1 protein-coding gene (running past one end of the window) is annotated in these 22172 nt (G+C 73.5%); it reads left to right on the top strand.

Features of this window, described 5'->3' with window-relative positions:
* The first annotated feature begins 136 nt into the window (after window positions 1–136).
* Window positions 137–22172: the 5' portion of a Calx-beta domain-containing protein gene (locus VM242_07230; protein ID HVM04945.1), read on the top strand. The gene runs 15758 nt beyond the window's last position; only the first 22036 of its 37794 coding nucleotides appear in the window; its start codon is at window positions 137–139; its stop codon lies beyond the right edge, outside the window.

The raw sequence follows: 22172 nt of genomic DNA, 5'->3' as shown, positions 1-22172 counted from the left end.
GCTGCCTATAAGGGTCGCAGCTCTTGAGGGGGAGGTCCGTGCAGTCCGCTTCGACGACACGCGCCGTGGGCGCTGGGATGCGTCGCGCTGCGCCGGCTGGAGCCGGCACGGCGCGCCCATCCGGGAACGCCGCCGCGTGACGCGGGCCGCGGCTCGACGGTTCGCGCTGGCCCTGGCCCTGGCCGCCAGCGTCGTCCCGCCCGTCGGTCGCGCCCTGCCGGCGACCGCCCAACTGCTCGTGTCGGCCACCGCGCCACCGGCCGCCGCCGACGCCCGCCCACTCACGCAGGCGGCGCTGGACGCCGCCCTGGCCGCCGCCAAGGGCGACTGGCTCTCGGCGAGGCCGGACGCCGACCTGGCGGCGGTCACCGCCACCGTCGCCGACCTGGCCGACGCCGAGCTGGGCCGGTCCACCGGCGCCACCATCACCGTCGATCCCGTGGCCGCCGGCCACGGCTGGTCGGTGATGCACCTCGAGGACGCCGCGTCTCGGATGGACCTCGCCACCGTGCTGCGCCACGAGCTCGGCCACGTCCTCGGCCTGGGCCACGGCGACGGCGTCATGAGCCCGACGCTGGCACCCGGGCACAGCGCCGGCGTGCCACTCGCCGCCGCGCCGACGCCGCCGCCCGGCGAGGTCGTGCCGCTGCCGTCGCCCACCACCACGACCGACCCCACCACGACCGCCCCCACCACGACCGAGCCGGCCCCGAAGCCCACCACGACCGCCGCCGCCCCCACCCCGTCGGCGGCGACCGCCACCACGACCGGCGACCTGGCGACGACCACGTCGACGGAGCCGGCGGCGGTCACCACCGCCGCCACCGCGGACCCCGCCACCAACCCGGGCGCGCCGGCCCCGTGGAACATCACCTTGTCCGACGGCCCGGCCACGCTCGTCTTCTCGGCCGACGGGCACGTGACGATCGGCGGCCGGTCCCGACCGCTGGCCATGGTCTCCGACATACTGGTGAACGGCACCAACGGCGACGACGACCTCGCCGTCGAGGTGGCCGTCGGTGCCGGCACGGTGGGCGTCACCTTCGCCGGCGGCGCGGGCACGGACACCCTCCGGGCCCCGGCCGTCGACAGCACGTGGAGCATCACCGGTCCCGACCGCGGCGCCGTCGGCTTCATCGCCTTCTCCGGCGTCGAGCGCCTGGTCGGGGCGTCCGACACCGAGGACACCTTCGTGGTGGAGGAGGGCGGGTCCCTCACCGGCACCGTCGACGGCGGGGACCGGGGCTTCGACGTGCTCGACGTCCGCGCGCGCCACGAGACCGCCGTCTACCGGGCCACCGGACCGGACTCGGGCGTGGTGACGCTCGACGGCGTGGAGTTCTCCTACGCCGGCCTCGAGCCGGTGATCATCGGCGACGCGACCAACCTGACACTGGTCGGCAGCAGCGGCGACGACGTCGTCGAGCTCAAGGTCAGCGGCACCGATCTGCTCCTCGAGTCGATGAACGACCTGTTCGAGGATCACACCTTCGCCGCACCGAGCGGCTCGCTCACCATCGACCTCGGCTCCGGGGGCGACACGCTCACCGTCAAGGGCGTGGGGACGCTGGCCGTCAAGCTCGTCCTGAAGGGCGGTGCCGACTCGGCCGACGACGACACCGACGCCCTGGTCTTCGACTCCGCGGTCGCCTTCGCCGGCGACGTCGAGGCGCGCGAGTGGGACACGGTGAGCGTGGACGACGGCGTGTCGCTCACCGACGGCGGCGCCACGGTCAAGCTCGACCTGGAGGCCATCCGCACCCTCACCGTCGGCGCGGGCTCCACCCTGAACGTCGACGGCGACCTCCGCCTGGCTGTCGTCAACGTGTACGACCAGCGCCTCACGACCTCCGTCACCGACTTCAGCGGGAGCGACCTGGTGTCGACCCTGGAGGTGAAGGCGGGCGCCACCCTCCACGGCGCCAACGTGGTCCTCCTCGTCGACTCCCAGCTCCACAAGCTGGCGGACATCAACCTGGACGTCATCACCCTCTTCGACGCCGAGGAGGAGGAGAAGGCCACCTTCACCGGCACGGTCGACTTCGTGGACGGCGGCACCGGGGCTGACTCCATCACCCGCGCCTCGGGCAGCTTCGTGGACGACGGGTTCAAGGCGGGCCAGATCGTCCGCATCACCGGGAGCACGGCCAACGACGGCGAGTTCCACGTCCTCACCGTCGAGGCCACCAAGATCACCATCGTCGCCACGGAGACGCTGTCCCCCACCACCGGCGACACCGACGTCACCATCAAGGCCTTCGAGGTCACCGCCCCTCCCATCGTGGCCCTCGACCCCGAGGTGGCGGCCAAGGACTTCAAGAAGCTCACCTTCGCCGCATCCGGGCGCACCATCACCCGCGAGGAGGGCGACTGGACGGCCGAGGGCTTCGCCGCCGGCAACGAGATCTACGTGCTGGGCACCGGCTCCAACAACGGCATGTACCAGATCGACTCGCTCACCGCGACCGTGCTCACCCTCACGACCGAGGCCACCCTGACCGACGAGACCAGCGACCCGTTCGTCGAGGTGCGCAAGGTCCACCGCATCCTCCAGTCGGGCCAGCAGCTCACCACCCTCGACCTGCTGGCGAGCCTCCTCGGGTTCGAGATCCCGAGCCTCGTCGAGTCGGGTCTCGACCTGATCGGCGCCCAGGACCCGCTGCTCGACATCTCCGGCGTGCGGGCCCAAGGCGTGTTCGGCCGCTCGGAGAGCACGCTCACGCTGCGGGACCTGGTGACCATCACCTCGACCGGCGACACCACCATCGAGGCCAAGGCCCTCTCCGACGTCTTCCTCCACACGGTGGCCCTGAAGACCAAGCCGGAGACGCCCAACGCCGGTGACAACTGGAGCGCCGAGGACTACGGCTTCACCGTCGCCGTCTCCAAGGGCACGGCCACGGTGGTGCTCGAGGGCACCGTCACCGTCAACGCCACCGGCGACCTCGCCATCCTGGCCGGGGTCGTCAACGAGCTCGACGCCAAGACGTGGGTGGTCGGCGGCGTCGAGAACCAGAGCACCACGGCCAACGCCTCCGCCCCGAAGAAGCAGGCCAGCGGCCCCTCGCTGGCCGTCACCTACGGACGCCCGGTCTCGAACGCCGACATCGCCATGGCCACGCCCAGCCTCACCGGGCGCAACGTCACCGTGCGGGCGGCGGTCGAGAACACCTTCAAGGTGGCCACCGAGAGCCTGGTCATCAAGCCGACCAGCAGGGGGATCGCCGCCGGCATTGCCATCAGCCAGGCCGACTCCAACGCCCGGGCCGTCCTCGACGGCACCACGTCGTCCACCACGGCGAACCACGGCAAGGTGACGGTGGAGGCCCGCTCGGTGAACAAGGAGAACGAGACCCGGGCCCGCTCGCTGGTGCGGGGCGGTCAGCAGTCGACCCCGGCCAGCCAGAACACCCAGCAGACGTCGCAGGCCCAGGGAACCAACCCCCAGACCGGCGCCAACAACCAGCTCAGCCTGGAGTTCGCCGCCGCGCTGGTGCTGGCCTTCAGCGGCAACTCCGCCGTGGCCGAGATCGCCGACGGCGCCGTGGTGAACGCCGACGTCGTGCTCGTGCTGGCCCGTACCGAGGACACCTTCTCCACCATCGCCATCGGCGGGTCGAGCGCGGGCGGGCAGACCGCCCTGGCCGGCGGCATCGCCTTCGCCACCTACGACAACGACGCCGACGCCTCCATCGGCGCGGCCAGCGTCACCGCGACCAAGGACGTCAACGTGGTGGCCGAGGCCACCATGCCCAAGGCCCTGGCCGTCGACGCCGACCTGGCCAAGTTGCTCGACGTCAGCCTCAACGTCCCCGACATCGACGACGATCCCTGGTACGACGCCATCAAGGACATCTGGGACTTCGTGTCGAAGGACCCGGCCACGGACCTCGAGCAGGACCTGGCCGACACCGTCGCCAAGCTCGACTTCCTCCAGGGCTTCATCGACCGCAACTCGGCGGTGGCGGGCGGCAAGGCCAACACCTACGTGGGGGCCAGTGCCGCCAAGGAGTCGGCCACCACCCAGCAGAGCAACACCGGGACGGGTGGCCAACAGCAGGCGCAGACGAAGTTCGCCTTCGGCGGCAGCTTCCTGTTCCTCACCGTCGCCAACGCCGCCGCCGCCCACGTGGACAGCGGCGCCGACGTCACCGCCGGGCCCGTGGTCCAGAAGACGTTCGCGGGCACCTCGGCGGTCAACGAGACCACCGACGAGCTCACTCTCACGGCCCACGGGTTCGAGACGGGCGACGCGGTGACCTACCGCAAGGACGCGACCACGACCGCCGTCCACGGCCTGGTGGACGGCGAGACCTACTACGTGATCAAGGTGGACGCCGACAAGGTCAAGCTGGCCAGGACCCGCGAGCTCGCCCGGCGCGGCACCGGCCTGGACCTCAAGACGGCCGACCTGCCGGCCGTCGCCGGGACCCATGCCGTGCGCCGGCCGAGCATCCACGTCGACGCCCAGGCTCTCTCCGAGACGGTGGACCTCGGCGGGTTCGCCTCGGTGCTCTCGTTCTTCGGCACGGTCGACAGCGACAAGGACCAGAACACCAAGATCCAGATCAGCGCCAAGAGCGACGGCAGCGCGGTGGGCGTCACCTTCCTCAAGACGTCCAAGGCCAATACGGCCAGCGCCGTCGTCGACGACGGGGCGACGCTCTCCGCTCCCGGCGGCGACGTGCTGGTGAGCGCCGATGCCCGCACGCTCACCGTCACGGTGGCCGAGGCGGGCGCGGCGGCCAAGGACTTCGGCATCGCCGGCACCATCGTCCTCTCCGGCGCCACCAACGCGGCCACCGCGGTGCTGGAGGACGGCGCCACCGTCACCGCCGTGCACCTCACGCTGGACGCCACCAGCGACGTGATCGCCGTCGTGTTCGCCGGCAGCATCCAGAAGGACCCGGCCACCGGCGAGACCAGCCTCGGCGCCGGCATCTCCATCGCCGTCAACGACGTCGACGCGACGGCCAGGGCGATCCGGGGGAACGTCAACGGCGGGGCCACGCCGGCGGGGAACGTCACGACCACGGGTGACGTGGTGATCCTCGCCTCTACCGGCACCCGCCTCTACGCCATCGCCATCGCCGGCGAGGCCCTCGGCGGCCAGGTGAAGCCGGCCGGCACCAACACCGGTGGCACCCAGCAGAACGCCAGCAGCACCAACACCACCCAGCAGGGTGCCAAGAGCGCCGGCGGCATGGACATCTCGGGCGTCGTCTCCTGGAACGACGTGGCCACCGTCACCGACGCCGTCCTCGACGGCGGCGGCACCATCACCATCGGCGGCGACCTGCGCATCAAGGCGGCAGCCAACGGCATGATCGTGGCCATCTCGGCGCCCTACGCCCTCGACCGGGCCAGCACCAAGAACTCCAGCACCACCAGCAGCCAGGGCAACCAGCCGCCCGCCAACCAGTCCAACACCTCGGTGGGCATCGCCGGCAGCTTCACGAACAACGTGGTGAACCAGATCACCACCGCCCGCACCGGCGACGTCACCGTCGCCGACGTGCAGAACGTCAGCATCATCGCCACCACCGACACCCGCCTGATCTCCACGTCGGCCAGCGCGGCGGGCGGCATCCGCGGGCCACCGGCTGGGCAGCAACAGCAACCGTCAAGCGGCACCGCAGCCGTGGCCGGAGCGGTCAACCTCAACCAGGTCACCAACACGACCGAGGCGAGCGTCGGGAGCGCCACGGTCATCACCGACCCCGACAGCATCAGGGTCGAGGCGAAGGACGTCATCCAGCTCACGTCTGACGCCGGCGGCTACGCCCGCCAGACGAAGTTCGGCTTCGGCGCCGGGATCGACGTCAACCTCTTCGACGTCACCGTGCGAGCCTTCGTCGCCGGCACCGTCAACGGCACGGTCCCGGGTGACGTCTCCGTCAAGGCCTCATCCGAGGTGAAGGGAATCTCCGTCGCCGCCGCCTCCGAGAAGGGCGCCGAGGAGTTCGGGCTGGCCGGCTCGGCCGCCGCCGTCTCCCTCACCAAGGTCGTCGAGGTCCGCCTCGACGCCGGGTCGCCGCTCACGATCGGGGGCACGCTCACCGTCGACGCCGCGGACCGCAACGACGTCACGATCATCGCCGGCTCGGCCGCCGGCGGCGTGAAGATCGGCGTGGGCGTGGCCTTCGGCTGGTTCGACGTCGACCGCAGCGTCCTGGCCACGATCGGCGCCCGCACCGTGACCGCCAAGAAGGTCGTGGTCGACGCCACCGCCGACGACAAGGTGCGGCTGGTGGCGGCGGCCGGCGCCAACGTCGACAACACGGCCGCCATCGCCGGCTCCATCACCTGGCTGGACGTGGCCGGCACCATCGAGGCGCTGGTCGACGGGGCCACGATCACCACCGGCGACGGCACCGACCCGGCGGACGTCGCCCTGGACGTGCGGGCCGCCTACGCCTCCGACGCCGACTTCAGCGAGCTGCTGGTGATCGCCGGCGCCTTCGCCGTCAACCTGCGGGACCAGACGCAGCAGAACGGCCAGAACCAGAACCCGGGCCAGGGCGGCGGCGGCGCCAACAGCATCGACGCCTCGGTCGGCGCCTCCGCCGCCATCACCACGCTCTCCCAGACGGTGGTCGCCCACCTCGTGAACACGACGGTCGACGCCGCCGGCGACGTGAAAGTCGTGGCCAGCTCGGCGGCCGAGATCCTGATCATCGCGGTGGCCGGTGCGCTGGTGAACGAGTCGCAGAGCGCCTCCGGCGGCAGCGGCAGCGGCGGCGCCCCGTTCGCCCTGGCCGGGGCGGCGGCCGGCTCGGTGAACCACATCACGTCGGTCGTGAAGGCCGAGGTCGTGGGCGGCGCCGTCACGACGACCGACGGCGGCGGCGTCCTCGTGCGGGCGACCGACTCCTCGGACGTCACCGCCGACAGCGGCGGCGTGTCCATCGCCCGGGTGGCCGGCGGCACCAAGGGCGGGACGTCGCTGTCCTTCGGCATCTCCTTCGCCTTCAACGACATCTCGGCCGCGGTGTCGGCGCTGGTGGACGACACCGACCTCGTCGTCGCCGGCGACCTCGACGTCCAGGCCGTCTCGGACCTCTCGATCTTCGCCCTGACCATCGGCGGGGCGGCGTCGCTGGCCTCGAGCAGCGGCGGCAGCGGCGGCCCGTTCGTCGGCGCCGCGGCCGGCACGTGGTCGCTCAACGAGGTGGTCGCCACCACCACCGCCTCGGTGGGCAACGCCAGCAGCCTGAGGGCGGCCTCGATCACCGTGAAGGCGGACGACACCACCCGTATCGAGGCCATCGCCGGCGCCCTGTCCCTGACCCAGGCCAGCGGCTCGGGGCAGGCGGCCAACGGGTTCAGCCTCGGCGTGGCCCTCGCCTTCAACGACGTCGACAACGTGGTCCGCGCCCTGGTCGAGGCGTCCTCGCTGGCCGCCACCGGGGCCGTCGACGTCCTCGCCACCGAGGACGCCGGGATCTTCGCCCTCACCATCGCCATCGGCGGCGCCCTCTCCTCCGGCGGCGGGGGCAGCAGCGGCGGTGGGTTCAACTTCACCGGTGCGGGCGCCGGGAGCGGCAACTCGATCGCCACCGTGGTGGAGGCCATCGTGCGGACCGGCTCCACGGTGCTCACCGGCGGCACCGGGGACGTCACCGTCCGGGCGTCCGACACCTCCGACATCGACGCCGACGCCGGCGCCGCCGCCCTGGCCCGGACCGGCGGAACGGCCGTGACCCTGGGCGCCTCGGTGGCCATCAACTCCATCGCCAACGACGTGAACGCCCTCGTCGACTCGTCCGACGTGGCCGCCGGCGGCGACGTGCTCGTCGAGGGCCTGGAGTCGGCGACCATCTTCTCCCTCGCCATCGCCGGCGCCGCCACCAACGGGACGCAGAGCTCCAGCGGCGGCGGCTCGATCGCCTTCAACGGCGCCGGGGCCGTCACCAAGAACGAGATCGACAACGACGTGTCCGCCCGGATCACCAACGCGGCCGCCCCGAACGGCGTCTCCGCCGCCGGCCAGGTGAAGGTGTCGGCGTCCGACAGCAGCGAGATCGACGCCATCGCCGGCGTCGCCACCCTCGTGCTGTTCCCGAGCGGCAGCAGCGTGAACGTGGGCGCCGCCATCGCCGTCAACACCACCGACGGCGACGCCGAGGCCACCGTGGTGGGGTCGGACGTCGACGCGGCCGGCGACGTGGTGATCGAGGCCGGCACCGAGGCCGACGTCTACGCCTTGGCCATCGGCCTGGCCGCCACCATCTCCGGGAGCCAGCAGCGCAGCGGCGGCACGCCCTGGAGCTTCGACCTGGCCGGCAGCGTGGTCTTCAACGGCGTGGCCAACACCGCCCGCGCCGGGCTCGACGGCTCGGACGTGAGCGCCGGCGGTTCGGTCACCGTCGCCGCCTCCGACGCCACCGTGGTCACGGCCGACGCCGGTGCCGCCGCCGTGGCCGTCACAAGCGGCAACACGCTGGCCTTCGGCGCCTCCGTCGCCATCAACGACGTGGCCAACACCGTCGAGGCGCTGGTGGACGACTCCACGGTGACGGCAGCCCAGGACGTCGCCATCTCGGCTACCTCCTCCTCCACCATCGACGCCCTGGCGGTGGCCGGGGCGGGTGCCGTGCAGACCAACAGCAGCGGCTCGGGCAACGGCCGGTTCTCGGCCGTGGGCGCCGGCGCCGTCACCGTCAACAGCGTCGCCAACGTCGTGCGGGCCGCCGTGCGGGGCACGTCGTCGGTCACGGCCACCGCCGGCTCGGTGTCCATCACGGCCACCGACACCTCCACGATCGACGCCGACACGGCGGCCGCCGCGGTCGCCGTTAAGACGTCGGGCAGCGGCAACAGCCTCACCGTGGCGGCCGGCCTCGGCTTCAACGACGTGGCCAACGACGTCTTCGCCTCCATCGAGCCGGGCACCTCGGTCCTGGCCGGTTCGCTGGTGTCGGTGCAGGCGTCCTCCCTGGCCGCCATCGCCGTGCTGGCCCTCGGCATCGCCGGCAGCGCTTCGACCGGCGGCGGCAGCGGCGGCGGTGGCAGCGGCGGCGTTTCGTTCGCCGGTGCCGGCAGCGGCGGCGCCAACGGCATCGCCAACCGCACCAAGGCGTCCGTCTCGGGGGCCACGGTGGTCGCCGGCGGGGACCTGTCGGTGACGGCCGTGAACGACGCGTCGATCAAGGTCGACGCCGGCGCCGTCGCCGTGGTGCTGAACAAGGGCCCACCCGGCGCCGTCGCCCTCGGTGCGTCCATCGCGTTCAACGGCGTCGACACCGAGACCACGGCGACCGTCGAGTCGAGCACCGTCACCGCCGCCGGGGCCACCGTCTCGGCCACGGCCAACGCCACCATCGACGCCCTCACGTTCGCCGGCGGGCTCACGGCGACGCATGGCGGCAGCGGCGGCGGGTCCGGGTTCTCCCTGGCCGGCGCCGGCGCCGCCTCCAAGAACACGGTCGACAGCGACGTCGAGGCCGCCGTCCGCACGGGTGCCGTCGTGAACGTCACCGGCGACGCCGCCGTGTCGGCCTCCGACACCTCCACGATCAACGCCGACGCCGGCGGGGCCGCCGTCGGGCTGTCATCCCGCCAGAGCGGTGGCGCCGACGTCACGGTCGGTGCCGCGCTCGCCGTCAACGAGATCAACGCCGACGTGCTCGCCACCGTCGCCTCGGCGTCGGTCACCGTCGGCGGGAACCTCACGGTCTCCGCCACGTCCGACGCCACCATCGACGCCTTCACCTTCGGCATCGCCGGCACCGTCACCAGCACCAGCCAGGGCGGCGGGATCAACTTCACCGGTGCCGGCTCCGGCTCGGGCAACACCGTCACCGGCTCCACCGTCGCCCTCGTCACGGCCACCCCGGTGCTCAGCGTGGGCGGCGCGCTCGCCATCACCGCCCTCGACGAGTCGACCATCACGGCCGACGCCGGCGCCGCCACGCTGGCCGTGAGCAAGAGCCAGGGCGGCGTGTTCAACGTATCGGTCGCCATCTCGGCCTCGTCGAACTCGATCACCCGCACGGTGCAGGCGGCCATCACCTCGGTGCCCGCCGTCCAGGCCCAGTCGGTCACCGTGACGGCGACGGCCCGCGCCACCGTCGACGCCCTGAGCCTGGCCGGTACGGGCAGCTTCTCGCAGAGCCAGCAGGGCGGCATCGGGGGCACCGGCGCCGGGGCCGGCTCCGGCAACACCGTCCGCCTGACCGTCGAGGCTCTGATCACCGACTCGCCCGTCACCACCACCGGCGGGGCGGTCACCGTCGCCGCCGTCGACGAGTCCGACATCGACGCCGACGCCGGCGGGCTGGCCGCCTCGCTGAACGTCACCGGCAGCGGCTTCGGCGGGTCGGTCACCGTCGGTGCCGCCGTGGTGGTCAACGACGTGGCCGATGTCGTCACCGCCGCCGTCACCGACTCGCCCGTCACGGCCGCCGCCGGCGTGTCGGTCACCTCGTCCTCCACCGCCACCGTGTCGGCCGTCGCCATCGGCATCGCCGGCTCGGTGAGCACGGGCCAGGGCTCCACGGCCGGCCTGGCCGGTGCCGGCTCGGGCATCTCGAACACGGTCGCCAACACCACCACGGCCGTCATCCAGTCCGGTGCCATCACCACGGCGGGCCCCGTGACCGTCGCCGCTTCCGACGCCTCCTCGACCAGCGCCACAGCCGGGGCGATCGCCATCCAGATCGCCAACGGCGGCCAGGGCTTCGGCGGCGGCGCCGCCATCGGCGCCGGGGTCGTCGTCGCCTCCGTCACCAACACCGTCCGGGCCATCGTCGACGCCTCGCCCCTCGGGACGACGGCGGCGAAGACGGGCTCCGTGTCGGTGACGGCCACGTCCGGCGCCACCGTCTCCAGCACCGCCTTCGCCGGTGCCGTGGGTGCCTCGAACAGCGGCGGCGGTGGCTCGCTGGCCTTCGGCCTGGCCGCCGCCGTGGCCGTCAACACGGTGGCCAACACGGTCGAGGCCCTGGTCCGGGACAACAGCTCGATCGCCTCCGCCGGCGCCGTCACCGTCGCCGCCTCGGACACCTCGGACATCGACGCCGTCATGGTGGCGGGCGCCCTGGTCGGCTCCAACGGCTCCGACGTCAGCGCCTCGGTGGCCGGCTCGGCCGGCGTCGGCTCCAACACCATCGCCAACACCGTCACGGCGTCGGTGGCCGTCCCGTCGGTCGTGGCCGGCGCCGGCGGGGTCAGCGTGACCGCCACCTCCACCTCGTCGATCACCGCCTCGGCCGTCTCCATCGGCGGCGCCCTGTCCAGCGGCACCACCGCCGGCTTCGCCCTGGCCGGCAGCGGCGCGGTGGCCATCAACAAGGTCGACAACACCGTCTCGGCCTCGATCACCGGCACCACGGCGGTCACTCCCGGCGGCGTCACCGTCTCCGCCTCGGACGGCTCCACCATCTCGGCCACCGTCACCGCCGTGGCCCTCGCCCTCGCCACCGGCGACGTGGGCGTGGCCGGTGCCGTCGGCGCCTCGGTGGCGATCGACGACATCACCAACTCCGTGTCCGCCACCGTCACCGGCTCGACCATCACGGCCGGCGGCGCCGTCGCCGTCACCGCCTCGGAGACGGCGAACATCGACTCGGTCGCCGTGGGCGTGGCCGTGTCGGGCGCCTGGTCGCAGAACGGCGCCAGCGCCGGCGTCGCCCTGGGCGGCGCGTTCGCCCGCAACACGATCGACGACACCGTCTCGGCCCTCGTCACCGGCAGCTCGGTGTCGGGGTCGACGGTGACGGTCTCGGCGACCGACGGCTCGTTCATCGACGCCACGCCGGTGGCCGCCAGCCTCGCCGTGTCGGTCGGCAGCACGGCGGTCGGCCTGGCCATCAGCGGCGCCGTGGCCGTCAACGAGATCGCCAACACGGTCAGCGCCGTCGTCGACGGGTCGACCGTGAACGCCGGCGGCGACGTGGCGGTGTCGGCCACCGAGGCGGCGGCCATCACCGCCACGCCGACGGCGGCGTCGGTGGCGGTGGGCGTCGGCCTCCAGGTCGCCGCCGTCACGGTCTCCGCCGCCGTTCCCGTCGCCACCAACACGATCGGCAACACCGTCGAGGCGCGGGTGCGCAACGCCAGCACGGTCACGGGGGCGGACGTGGCCGTCACGGCCACCGACTCGGCGAAGATCACCGCCACCGCGGTGGGCGTGGCCGTCTCGGCGTCGGTCGCGCCCTCCGGCCTGGCCTTCGCCGCCGCCGCCGCGGTGTCCGTGGCCGTCAACGAGATCACCGACTCGGTCACCGCCGCCGTCCAGTCCTCCACCGTCACGGCCACCGGTGCGGTCACCGTCTCCGCCTCGAGCACCGCCGAGGTCGTCGCCACCGCCGTCGGCGTGGCCATCGCCATCGCCGGCTCGGGCAGCGGCGGTGCCGGTGCCCTGGCCCTCGGCGGCGCGGCGACCACGAACACCGTCACCATGACGGTCGCCGCCCTGGTGAACCCGAGCACGATCACGGCGGCGTCCATCACCGTCAGCGCCACGGACACCTCCACGATCACCGCGACGCCCACCGTCGCCAGCCTCAGCGTGGCGATCGGCGACGTCGCCGTGGCCATCAGCCTCGGGGCGGCGGTGGCGGTCAACACCGTCGCCAACACGGTCAGCGCGCTGGTCGCCGGCTCGACGCTCACGTCCACCACCGGCAGCGTCACCGTCAGCGCCTCCGAGTCCTCGACGATCACGGCCACCGCCACGGCGGCCTCGGTGAGCGTGGCCGCCGGCATCTCCGCCGCCTCGGTGGCGCTGTCCGGTGCCGCCACCTCGGCCACCAACACCACCACCACCGCGGTGTCCGCCACGGCCGTCGACTCCACGATCCTCTCCGCCGACGACGTGACGGTGTCCGCCACCGACTCCGCCACCATCAACGCCGTGACCGTGGCGGTGTCGGTCTCGGCCTCGGCCGCTCCCGGCTTCGCCCTGGCCGGCTCGCTCGCCGTGTCGGTGGCGGTCAACGCCATCAGCGACACCGTCGGCGCCGAGGTCGAGCGCACCAAGGTGACCGCCACCGACGCCGTCACCGTGTCGGCATCGACGACGCCGACGATCACCGCCACTCCGGTCGGCGTCGCCGTCGCCGTGGCCGGCTCGGGCGGCGTCACCGGCGCCGTGGCCCTGGGCGGGGCCGTCGCCACCAACACCATGGCCACCACCGCCTCGGCGTCCGTCGTCGACAGCACGGTGGCCGACGGCCGGGGCGTCAGCGCCGGCAGCGACGTCTCGGTCACGGCCACCGACGCCGCCACCATCACCGCCACGCCGACGGTCGCCAGCCTGAGCGCGGCCATCGGCGGGGGCGGCGCCGTCGCCGTGAGCCTCGGCGCGGCGGTGGCCGTCAACGACGTCTCGAGCGCCGTGGGCGCCCTGGTCTCCGACGCCACGGTCACCTCCACCGGCGCCGACGTGGTGGTGGAGGCTGACGAGTCGTCCGCCATCACCGCCACCGCCACGGCGGCGTCGATCGGCGTGGCCGCCGACGTGGCCGCCGTCTCGGTGGCGCTGTCGGTGGCGGCCACCGCGGCGACCAACACCACCAGCACGGCCGTCTCCGCCGTCGTCGCCGACGCCACCGTGTCGGGTACCGACGTGACCGTCGAGGCCACCGACTCGGCCACGATCACCGCCACGACGGTCGCCGTCTCGGTGGCGGCCTCGGCCAGCCCCGGCTTCGCCCTGGGCGGCACGGTGGCCGTGTCCGTCGCCGTCAACGAGATCAGCGACACGGTCAGCGCCCGCGTCGAGCGCTCCAAGGTCACCGCCGCCGACGCCGTCGTCGTGTCGGCCTCCACCACACCGACCATCACGGCCACCCCCGTCGGCGTGGCCGTGGCCGTGGCCGGCTCGGGCGGCGCGGCGGGCGCCGTGGCCCTGGGCGGGGCGGCGGCCACCAACACCATCTCGACGTCGGCCTCGGCGTCGATCCTCGACAGCGCCGTGGCCGACGGCCGCGGCGTGGTCGCCGGTGGCGACGTCTCGGTCACCGCCACCGATTCGGCCACCATCACCGCCACGCCGACCGTGGCCAGCCTCAGCGTCGCGGTGAGCGGCGGGCCCGGCGTGGCCGTCTCGCTGGGCGGCGCCGTGGCCGTCAACACGATCACCGACACGGCGACGGCCACCATCGACGGCTCCAGCGTCACGGCCACGGGCGACGACGTGTTCGTCACCGCCACCGAGACGTCGTCCATCCTCGCCACGCCGGTCGCCGCCTCGATCAGCGTGGCCGTGTCCGCCCTCTCGGTCGCCGCCGCCGGTGCCGGCACCGTGGCCACCAACACCATCGACAACATGGTCTCGGCCACCATCGCCGGCGGCAGCTTCGTGAGCGCCGGCAACGTGTCGGTGTCGGGCAGCGACACCTCCACCATCGAGACGGCGGCCGTGGCCGTCACCGTTTCGGTGGCCGCCGGTGCCAGCTTCAGCCTGGGCGTGTCCGTCAGCGCGTCGGTGGCCGTCAACACCGTCACCGGGTCGGTCACCGCCGCCATCGACGACGCCACCGTCAACGCGTCCGGCTCCGTCACCGTCTCGGCGTCCACCACCCCCACCATCACCGCCCTCGCCGTGGGCGTGGCCGTGGCCATCGCCGCCGACGCCACCTTCGCCGGGGCCGCCGCCCTGGGCGGGGCCGCCACCACCAACACCATCGGGACCACCGCCGAGGCGCTGGTGCGCAACGGCTCGTCGGTGACGGCGTCCGGCCCCGTGTCGGTGACCGCCACCGACACCGCCACCATCACCTCCAACCCGGTGGTGGCCAGCCTCAGCGTCGCCCTCAGCGGCGGTGCCGGCGTGGCCGTGTCGCTGGGCGGCGCGGTGGCCGTGAACACGGTCACCAACACGGCCAGGGCGTCGGTCGACGGCTCCGCGGTCACCTCGACGGGAGGCAACGTCACCGTCACCGCCACCGAGAGCTCGACCATCATGGCGACGCCGGTGTCCGCCTCGATCAGCGTGGCCGTCTCCGCCATCTCGGTGTCGGTGGCCGGCGCCGTCTCGTCGGCCACGAACACCGTGGCCGACACGGCCGAGGCGTCGGTCGTCGGCGCCAGCACGGTCAGCGGCGCCGACGTCTCGGTCACCGCCACCGACACCGCCACCATCAAGACCGTCGCCACCGCCGTCACCGTGTCGGTGGCCGCCGCCGCCGCCTTCGCCGGCGGTGTGAGTCTCAGCGCCGCAGTGGCCGTCAACGACGTCGACGACCGGGCCACGGCCAAGGTCGACGGCTCGACGGTGACGGCCACCGGAGGCGTCACCGTGTCGGCGAGCACCACGCCCACCATCACGGCCACCACGGTCGGCGTGGCCGTGGCCGTGGCCGCCGGCGCCGTGGCGGGCGCCGTCGCCCTGGGCGGAGCCGCGACCACGAACGCCGTCAACACCACGGCGGAAGCCCTGGTGCAGGGCGTCTCGACTCTCACCGCCACGGGCAGCGGCAACGTCCTCGTCTCCGCCGCCGACGGCTCGGTCATCACCTCCAACCCGATCGTGGCCAGCATCAGCGTGGGCGTCGACCTCGGTGGCGGCGCCGGCGTCGCCGTCTCGCTGGGTGGCGCGGTCGCCGTCAACACCGTGGGCAACACGGTCAGGGCCAAGGTCGCCTACTCGTCCGTGACCTCGGACAGCGGCGACGTCGGCGTCACCGGCACGGAGAGCTCGACCATCACGGCGACCCCCGTGGCGGCGTCCATCGCGGCGGCCGTGAGCGTGACCGCCGTGTCCATCGCGGTGGCGGGCGCCGCGTCGGTGGGGACCAACACCATCTCGAACGCGGTCGAGGCGTCGGTCGTCGGCGCCACCTCGGTGGTCGACGGCGACAACGTGAGCGTCACGGCCGCCGACACGGCGAAGATCAAGACGACGGCCACCGCAGTGAGCGTCGCCGTCTCCGTCGCCCCCGGCTTCTCGGGCGGCGCAGCGGTCAGCGCCTCCATCGCCACCAACACCGTCACCGACACCGTGACGGCGAAGATCGACGACGCCACGGTCACCGCCTCGGGCACGGTGACGGTGGACGCCGACACGACCCAGACCATCACCGCCACCACGGTCGGCATCGCCGTCGCCGTCGCGGCCTCCGCGGCGGTGGCCGGTGCGGTCGCCCTCGGGGGCGCCGCCACCACCAATACGATCGGGACGACGGCTCAGGCGCTCGTGCAGAACAACGCCACGGTCACCGCCGGCGGGGCGGTGACGGTCGGTGCCAGCGACCTCGCCACCATCACGTCCACCCCGATCGTGGCCAGCCTCAGCGTGGGCGTCGGCGGCGCGGCCGGCGTCGCCGTCGCCATCGGTGGGGCCGTCGCCGTCAACAACATCACCAGCGCCACGGCGGCGAAGATCCTGGGGTCGACCGTCACCTCGACGGGCGGAGACGTCTCCGTCGGGGCGTCGGAGACCTCGTCGATCACGGCCACGCCGGTGTCGGCCTCGATCAGCGTGGCCGTCAGCGCCATCTCGATCAGCGTGGCCGGCGCGGTGGCCGTGGCGACCAACACCACCGACGCCGTGGTCACCGCCTCCATCGCCGGCGGCTCGACCGTCTCGGGCGGCGACGTCACCGTCACGGCCTCCGACACCGCCACCGACACCACCACCGTGACCGCCGTGTCCCTGGCCATCTCCGCCGCCGCGGGCTTCGCCGGCGGCGTGGCCGTGTCGGACTCCGTGTCCACCAACGACATCGGCGACGTCGTCCTGGCCACCGTCGACAGCTCCAAGGTGACCGCCACCGGCGCTGTCACCGTGTCGGCCTCCACCACACCGACGATCAGCACGACCGCCACCGGCATCGGCGTGGCCGTCGCCGTGGGCGCGGCCGCGGCCGGCGCGGCCGCCCTGGCCGGCGCCCAGACGATCAACACCATCTCCACCAGCGCCACGGCGTCGATCGCCAACAGCCTGGCGTCGGCCGGCCGGGGCGTCACCGCCGCGAGCGACGTCTCCGTCACAGCCACCGACACCGCCACCATCACCTCCAACGCCATCGCCGCCGCCCTCACCGTGTCGGTGTCGCTGGGCGGCAGCGGGGCGGCCTCCCTCGGCTCGGCCACCGCCCTCAACGACGTCACCAGCGCGACCACCGCCGCCATCGACGGCTCCACCGTCACCTCGACGGGTGGGAAGGTGGCGGTCACCACCACCGAGTCGTCCACCATCACGGCCACGCCGGTGGCCGCCGCCCTCAGCATCTCGGTGTCGCCGGCCTCGATCTCGGCCGCCGCCAGCGCCGCCGTGGCCACCAACACCATCGCGACCAACGCCACGGCCCGCGTCTCCGCCGGCAGCACGGTGACGGCGGCCACGACCGTCGACGTGACGGCGACCGACACCTCGTCCATCACGGCCACCGTCGTGGCCGTGGCGTTCAGCGTCGGCTTCGTCGGCGTGGCCGCCGGCGTCTCCTACACCGACAACCAGATCACCAGCACCACGTCGGCCTCCGTCACCGGGTCCACGGCCACGGCCAACGGAGGCGGCATCACCATCGAGGCCACCTCCACCCAGTCGCCCACTGCCACCGCAGTGGCCGTGGCCGTGAGCGTGGCGCCGGTCGGCTTCTCCGGGGCCGGCGCCAGCTCCACCACCGACATCGCCAGCACCACCCAGGCCTACGCCGGCAGCTCCGCCCTCACCGCCGCGGGCGCCGTGAAGGTCCACGCCATCTCCACGCTCACCGCCACCGCCTCCGGCGACGGCGCCGCCGTGGGCACAGCCGTGGGCGTGGCCGTCATGTTCGCCGACGCCTCGGTGGGCGGCAGCACGCTGGCCTACGTGAGCGGCGGCACGACGTCCGTCACCGCCCCCAGCCTCCAGGTGAAGGCCGAGGGCTACCACACCACCGACGCCTCGGTGGTGAGCGTGGGCTTCGGCCTCGGCGGCGGCGGCGCCGCCGGTGGGACCGAGAGCACCATCTCGCGGGTCACCGAGGCCTTCGTCGGCGCCCGGGCCGGCGCCGTGCCCTCCGGCACCACCTCGCTCGCCTTCACGGGCACGGTCGACATCGACGCCGTCTCCACCTCCACCGCCGACTCCAGCGCCAAGGGCGGCGCCATCGGCGGCGTGTCGATCGCCGCCTTCACCTCGGACGCCGCGATCACCCAGGCGACGCTGGCCTACGTGGGCGAGGGCGCCACGGTGACGGCCACCACCCTCGACGTGACGGCCACCGCCACCGAGACCGCCACCAGCGAGGTCACGCCCATCGGCGTCGGCGCCATCACGGGCACCGGCGGCACGTCCGAGGCCAGCGCGTCGGGCGACACGGAGGCGTTCGTGGGCGCCCGCACCGGCAACGTGCCGGCGGCGACGCCGACCACCACGGTCACCCTCACCGGCGCCGCCACCCTCACCGCCACCTCGACGGCCACGGCGAACTCCGACATGTTGAGCGTCGGCGTCGGCGCCCTCGCCGTCTCGGTCGTGCTCGTCGAGGCCACGGTCGGCGCCGCTGCCCGCGCCTACCTCGGCGGCGGGGCGAAGCTGACCGCGACCAGCCTGACCGGCTCCGCCACGTCGAACCGCGACGCCGACGCCGACGCCGACGTGGTCGGGGTCGGCGCGGTGACCGGCGCCGGCGCCAGCTCCAAGGCGTCGACCAACGGCGCGGCGTCCGCCTTCATGGCCGCCGGCAGCGAGGCGACCCTGACCGGCGCCGCCTCGTTCACCGCCACCACGCCGGTCAATGACGCCACGAGCACGCTCCTCGGCGTCAGCGTGACGGCGGTGGGCGGCTCGGTGGTCCTGAGCGAGGCCGACGCCGCCGGCACCACGGAGGCCTACGTGGCCGGCACGCTGGGCGCCACCACCCTCGGGCTCACGGCGACGTCCACCAACACCGCCACGCCGGAGTCCACCACCGTGGCCGTGGCCGCCGGCACCTTCACCGTCTCCACCACCGAGGCCAAGATCAGCCAGACCACCGACGCCGGGCTGCGCAGCGGCGCCGTCGTGACGCTCAGCGGCGCCGCCACCTTCACCGCCACCTCCACCTCCACGCCGACGGCCGACACCACCGGGGTGAACGTGGGTGTGGTGGCGGGCGCCGCCCAGTTCGTGAAGTCGACGCTGGGCGGCACCACCAAGGTGGGCAGCACCTCGGGCACCAGCCTCACCGCCTCCTCGCTCACGGCCACCGCCACGTCGAACAACAGCTCGGCCGGCCACGTGGACGCCTCCGCCACCTTCGTGGGCGTCACCCTCCTCGGCGGCAACGGCGCCGTCATCGCGGCCAACGTCACCCAGACGACGCAGGCCACGATCGCCGGCACCACCACCCTCACGGGGGCGGCCTCGCTGACCGCCACCTCGAACACGTGGGCGACCGCCGAGAACGCCAACGTCTCGGTGAGCGGGCTGAGCATCACCGTGATGGACGTCAAGGCCACCCTGGGCGGGACCACGATCGCCGGGGTGGCCGACGGTGGCTCGCTCTCCGCCGGGTCGCTCACCGCCAACGCCACCGGGAACGCCACGTCGAGGGCGGAGACCAACTTCGTCGGCGTCTCCCTCGCCGGCGGCAGCGGCTCCCAGACGACCGCCACGCTGACCCAGACGACCAGCGCCGTCGTGGGCGACAACGCCACCGTGTCGCTCGGCGGGGGCGCGGCCAGCCTCAACGCCACCGGTGTGGCGACGTCGACGGCGACGACGGCGGCCGTCAGCGTCGGCGGCGTCCAGGTCAACCTCATGGCGGTGGCGGCGAGCACGGCCGGCTCCGTCAACGCCTCCGTCGGGGACGGGTCCACCGTCACCGCCGGCTCGCTGTCGCTCGTGGCCAACGGGACCCAGACGCCGACGGCCACCTCGTCCTTCGTCGGCGTGAGCGGCCTGAGCATCGGCGGCAGCACGGTCTCCTCCTCCGATACCACCGCCACCGTCACCCGGGTCGGCTCCGAGGCGGGCGGGGCGAACGCCGCCAGCGTCACAACCACGGGTGCGTCCGGCGTCGTCGCCACGGCCACGACCCTCTCGCGGGTCTCGGCCACGGCCGACTTCGTGAGCGTCGGCATCCTCGGCGACGCGGCCAAGGTGACGACGACCGCCACCGCGTCGCCTCAGACGAAGTCCTACGTCGGGAACAAGGCCAGCGTGGCGACGGGCTCGTTCGACGCCGCCTTCACCGCCATCTCCCGTGCCGCGGCCAAGGCCTTCGGCAGCGGGGTCAGCGCCGGCGGTCTGTTCGCCGCCGGGTCGGCGGGGGCCACCGCCACGCTGTCGCCCACCGTGTCGGCGTTCACGACCGGCACGGGCTCGCTCACCGGCCGCCACGTGACGTTCCGCTCGCGGCTGAACACCGACTCGGCCGGCAACCCCGACCTGCCGCCCGGGTACACCGAGCAGGCGTCCTCGGGCGTCAAGCTCGGGTCCGGCTCGCTCGTCGCCGGCGTGGCGGGCGGCGTCGTGACCTCGACCGACTCGTCCACCGTCACGACCAGCGTCGGCGGCAAGACGGTCAACGTCACCGGCAACCTGGTGATCGAGAGCCTCGTGCACCAGCGGGCCTTCGCCGACGGCTTCGCGGTGGGCCTGGGCCTGGTGGCCGGCGTCGGCGTGATCGACGGGACCGCCACGGTCGGCGGCTCGACGACCACGTCGATGACGGGCACCGTCTCGAACGCCGCCTCGATCACCATCCGCAGCCGGGTCCGCTCCTCCTCCAAGTCCGACGTGGCCGGCGTGGCCGCCGCGCTGGGCGGCGGCGGCGCCGACGTCGAGTCGACCGCCACCACCTCGCCCACCGTGACCACCACCGTCTCCGGGTCGGTCACCGCCTCCGGCAACGTCGTGGTCGAGTCCGACGTCCACACCAGCGTCGAGGCCCTGGCGTCGGGGTCGTCGGTCGCCGGCATCGTGGCGGTCGGCATCGTGAAGGCGAAGGCGGAGGCCAAGCCCAGGATCACCACGAGCGTCACCGGCTCGTCCTGGATCACCAGCTCGACCGGGAACGTCCGCATCAGCACCTGGCACAACACCAACAGCGGCACGCTGCTCGACTCGAACATCGTCAAGGCCGGCGTCGAGTCCCTGTCCGCCTCGCTCCTGGTCTCGGCCTCGAAGGCGGAGGTGACCGCCAACGCCTCGGCCACGGTCACGACCTCCACCGGCGCCAGCACCACGCTGGCCGCGCCCAACGGCACCGTGACCGTCGAGGCCAAGTCGGCCGACGTCTCGCTCGCCCGGGCCAAGACGGTGGGCGGCGCCCTCATCCAGGTCTCGACCAACATCGACCCGGCCGCCACCACGGCCGGCACCACCAAGGCCGAGGCGCTCGGCCACGTCCGCCAGGGAACGTCGGGGAGCGGCGCGCTGACCTACGTGGTCACCGCCGAGGGCGTCGACTTCGCCTCCTCGGTGCTGGACACCGGAACGGGCGGGGCCATCAACATCTCCACCGGCTCGGCGTCTCAGGCCACGGTCGACTCCACCGTCGAGGCCGTCCTCGGCCAGAGCGGCGCCGTGATCGTCGCCGGCAGCGCGGTGACCGTGCGGGCCAAGGGGATCAGCGACGGTGACGCCACGACTCGGTCCGGCTCGGGCGGGGCCATCAACGTCACGGGGTTCGGCGCCACGGTCAGCACGTCGCCCGAGGTGAAGGTGTCGGTCGGCGGCGGCGCCACCATCACGGCGCCGACGGTCACCATCGACGCCACCCACAACACCAACCCGCCGGTGTACAGCAACGGCCTGTTCAGCGCCGTGGGCGACGTCACCCTGGCCGACGACATCGCCGGCAACCGGATCACGTTCTCCGCCGTCCACGGCCTCAGCACCGGCCAGTCGGTGACCTACCGCGACAACGGCGGCACGACCATCGGCGGCCTCACCGACAACCGCCGGTACGCGGTCATCATCCCCTCGGGCCCGGGTGTGGACTCCACCAAGTCGCTCCAGCTGGGTGTGGTGTTCACCGGCAACGAGGTCAACGTGCCGCCGGGCCAGCCGGCCGGCGACGTCGACGTCGAGACCGACGAGATCCGCTTCGACGGCCGCCACGGGCTGGTGGACGGCGACCTGGTCTGGTACTTCGCCCCCACCGGCAGCACGGCCGTCGGCGGGCTGGTGCACGGCAAGCTCTACCGGGTCGAGAAGGTCGACGAGTTCACCATCAAGCTCGCCGATCCCCTGGTGGTGCGCGACACCGAGTCGGTGAACGCCTCGGCCGTGGGCAGCGACGTCACGG

It is taken from the genome of Acidimicrobiales bacterium (genome assembly GCA_035540975.1).
Taxonomy (GTDB): Bacteria; Actinomycetota; Acidimicrobiia; order Acidimicrobiales.
This window is presented reverse-complemented; position numbering and strand designations above follow the sequence as displayed.